At 34.6% G+C, this 3591-nt stretch carries 4 protein-coding genes; all 4 read right to left on the reverse strand.

What is annotated here, in order from left to right:
- Genes K8M07_RS12435 through K8M07_RS12450 form a run of 4 tightly spaced genes read right to left on the reverse strand, consistent with a single transcriptional unit; the run spans position 1 to position 3578 of the window.
- Entirely contained in the window at positions 1–1179 is a 1179-nt protein-coding gene (locus tag K8M07_RS12435; protein WP_223379421.1) for a sodium ion-translocating decarboxylase subunit beta, read from the reverse strand.
- Positions 1180–1207: 28 nt separating this feature from the next.
- A complete protein-coding gene (locus K8M07_RS12440; protein WP_223379423.1) occupies positions 1208–1615 on the reverse strand; it encodes a biotin/lipoyl-containing protein in 408 nt (135 codons plus the stop codon).
- 31 nt (positions 1616–1646) lie between these two features.
- Positions 1647–2018 carry an OadG family protein gene (locus K8M07_RS12445; protein WP_223379425.1) on the reverse strand — a complete coding sequence of 124 codons (372 nt, stop codon included), beginning with the start codon at positions 2016–2018 and terminating at the stop codon, positions 1647–1649.
- A 15-nt stretch (positions 2019–2033) separates the two neighbouring features.
- The gene (locus tag K8M07_RS12450) at positions 2034–3578 is read right to left on the reverse strand and encodes an acyl-CoA carboxylase subunit beta (protein WP_223379427.1); all 1545 of its coding nucleotides are present in this window, start codon (positions 3576–3578) and stop codon (positions 2034–2036) included.
- Positions 3579–3591: the final 13 nt, after the last annotated feature.

The raw sequence follows: 3591 nt of genomic DNA on the forward strand, positions 1-3591 counted from the left end.
TTATCCAAAGAACATTAACAGAAGTCCTGCTGCTACTGCTGAACCAATAACTCCTGCAACATTAGGTCCCATTGCATGCATCAATAAAAAATTTCTTGGGTTTGCTTCTTGTCCAACTTTTTGAACAACTCTTGCTGCCATTGGCACTGCCGATACTCCAGCGGAACCTATTAATGGATTTATCTTTCCTCCTGTAAACTTACACATTAATCTACCAAATAATACTCCTGATGCAGTTCCGATAGAAAATGCAATCAGTCCCAATACTATTATCTTTATGGTCCCCCACTGGATAAAGATTTCCGCATTGGCAGTTGCCCCTACTGTTAAACCTAAGAATATAGTCACTATATTCATTAACTCGTTTTGAGCTGTTTTAGATAATCTTTCTACCACACCACACTCTCTTATTAAATTGCCTAACATAAGCATTCCAATTAATGGTCCTGCAGAGGGTAAAATTAGTGTTACAACTACTGTTATAATTATTGGAAATATTATCTTTTCTTTCTTAGTTACTGGTCTCAATTGCTCCATTATAATTTTTCTTTCTTCTTCCGTTGTTAATGCTTTCATTATTGGTGGCTGTATTATTGGAACCAATGCCATATATGAATATGCTGCTACTGCTATTGGTCCCAATAAATGGGGTGCTAATTTGCTTGTCAAATAAAGAGCTGTTGGTCCATCTGCTCCACCAATTATACCAATACTTGCAGATTCTGCTCCAGTGAACCCTAAAAGTATTGCGCCTAGAAATGTAACAAATATTCCAAATTGGGCTGCTGCTCCGAGTAATATACTCTTAGGATTTGCTATTAATGGTCCAAAGTCTGTCATAGCCCCTACCCCTAAAAATATTAACGGTGGATATATGCCTAGTTTAACACCTTGGTATAGGTAATATAACAATCCTCCTGATTCCTTTGTTTGTTGTACCAATTCTCCTGTTACAGGGTCTGTTACAATCTCTACCACTGGCTCTTTCATCAAACCTGCTAATGGAAAATTCGCTAATAGCATCCCAAATGCAATTGGTACTAAAAGGAGAGGTTCAAATTCCTTCTTTATTGCAAGATAAAGAAGGATAAAAGATATTAATATCATTATAATTTGCCCAGCATCAATTTGAGCAAATCCAGTACTCTGCAAAAATTCCTTCAATATATCTATAAGCATTTAATTACCCTTCCTTTCATAATAATTATTATTCTACAATTATCAATTTGTCTCCAGTATTTACAGATGTACCTTCAGTTACAGCAATATCTACTATCTTTCCATCTTTTGGAGAAACAATCTCATTTTCCATTTTCATGGCTTCAAGTATTGCTAATACTTGCCCTTCTTTAACTGTATCTCCTTGTTTTGTATTTACTTTCAATATTGTTCCTGGCATAGGAGCTTCTATTGTTTCAGCACCTGTGGGTATTACTACCTCTTTATTTTCTTTAGATGGTTTTGATTCCGGTTTAGACTGTGATGGTGACTTTTGCACTTTAGATGTTGACTGTAAAGTTTTAGCAGATTTCTTTATAGAAGTTTCACCATTTGTTACTTCTTCAACTTCAACTTCATATTGATTTCCGTTTACATTTATTTTAAATTTTCTCATCTTATTTACCTCCTAATAATATTGATATCGATTATAGATTCCTTGAAATTTGTTCTTTTCTACCCATTTCTGCCCATGTAGAAGTATTTTGAGAAACTCGCCTTATGGCTTTAATATTTATATCAGGAGTTGATACTCCCATACTTGCTGATATTGCAGCAGCAATTACTGCTGTTAACTCTTCATCGTCTACATTTTTATTTAGTGCCTTTTTTTCTACATATTTTTGCTTTTTTTCAACCAAAGCTTCTGTCTCTTCTGGCTGAACTTTTTTATCTTTCCCATTGGTCGTTACTTTTAATATATTTATAAGATAGGATATAAGTAAAAGGACTGCAAATACTACAGCCATACTAAAAACTGTCACTATTAAACCTTGACCAAAAGCTACGGTCTCACCCAAAATTAATCACCCCTTCTATACTGGTATATTTCCATGTCTCTTTGCAGGATTTGTTTCCCTCTTGCTCTCTAACATATCAAATGCAGATATTATCCTAGGTCTTGTAATGCTTGGAACTATAACATCGTCAACATATCCCCTTCCAGCTGCAATGTATGGATTAGCAACTGTATTTCTATATTCTTCTATTTTCTCTTTCCTTGTTTCAATTGGATCATCAGAATCTTTAATATCATTTTTAAATATTATATTGGCTGCTCCATCCGGTCCCATTACTGCTATTTCTGCATTTGGCCATGCATATACCTGATCTGCTCCTAATTCCTTATTGCACATTGCTATATATGCTCCTCCATATGCTTTCCTTATTATCAAAGTTACTTTAGGTACTGTTGCCTCACTATAAGCATAAAGCATTTTAGCACCATGTCTTATTATTCCACCATATTCTTGGTTTGTTCCTGGTAAAAATCCTGGAACGTCCACTAGATTGAGTAATGGAATATTAAACGCATCACAAGTTCTAATAAATCTACCTGCTTTATCTGATGCATTTATATCTAGACATCCTGCTAATACCTTTGGCTGATTTGCAACTACTCCTACAGTTTTCCCATTTAACCTTATATATCCAGTTATTATATTTTGCGCATAGTATTGTTGTATTTCAAAAAATTCTCCATCATCAGCTAATAGATTTATTATATCTTTCATATCATAAGGTTTATTAGGATTAGCTGGTACAATTTCATTTAATTTTTCTTCAACTCTATTTATATCATCTTTTGACTCATAAACTGGTGCAGTCTCTAAATTATTTGAAGGTAAATAACTTAAAAGGACTTTTATTCTTTCAATACACTCTTCCTCTGTATTATCCCTAAAATGAGCTACCCCTGATATATTGTTGTGAGTTTTAGCTCCTCCTAATTCTTCTTGGCTTACATCTTCTCCTGTTACTGTTTTTATTACTTGAGGCCCTGTTATAAACATCCTACTAGTTCCATCTACCATAAATATAAAATCGGTTAATGCTGGCGAGTATACTGCTCCTCCAGCACATGGCCCCATTATTGCAGTTATTTGAGGTATTACACCAGAAGCCTTAGTATTTCTATAGAATATCTTTCCATATCCAGATAATGCATCTACTCCCTCTTGAATTCTTGCGCCGCCTGAATCATTTATTCCAACTATCGGTGCTCCCATCTTTAATGCCATCTCTTGAACTTTGCATATTTTGTTAGCATGCATTTCTCCTAATGAACCACCTAATACTGTAAAATCTTGTGCATATACAAATACCAATCTTCCATCCACTGTTCCGTAACCTGTTACTACCCCATCTCCTTCAGCTTTAGTATTTTCCATACCAAAATTTGTACATCTGTGTTTAATAAAGGCATCAATTTCCATAAAGCTTCCTTCATCTAATAACAGATTGATTCTTTCCCTTGCTGTCAGCTTTCCTTTACTATGTTGTTTCTCAATCCTTTTTTCTCCGCCACCAAGTTCTATTCTTTTTTTGGTTTCTAGGAGATTTTCAATTTTCTCATTCAATTTTGGTCCTCCT

Source organism: Schnuerera sp. xch1 (assembly GCF_019931165.1).
GTDB lineage: Bacteria > Bacillota > Clostridia > Tissierellales > Tepidimicrobiaceae > JAIOUP01.

Coding starts and splice junctions, on each gene's coding strand:
- K8M07_RS12435 (WP_223379421.1), bottom strand. CDS start 1,179: ATGCTTATAGATATATTGAAGGAATTTTTGCAGAGTACTGGATTTGCT.
- K8M07_RS12440 (WP_223379423.1), bottom strand. CDS start 1,615: ATGAGAAAATTTAAAATAAATGTAAACGGAAATCAATATGAAGTTGAA.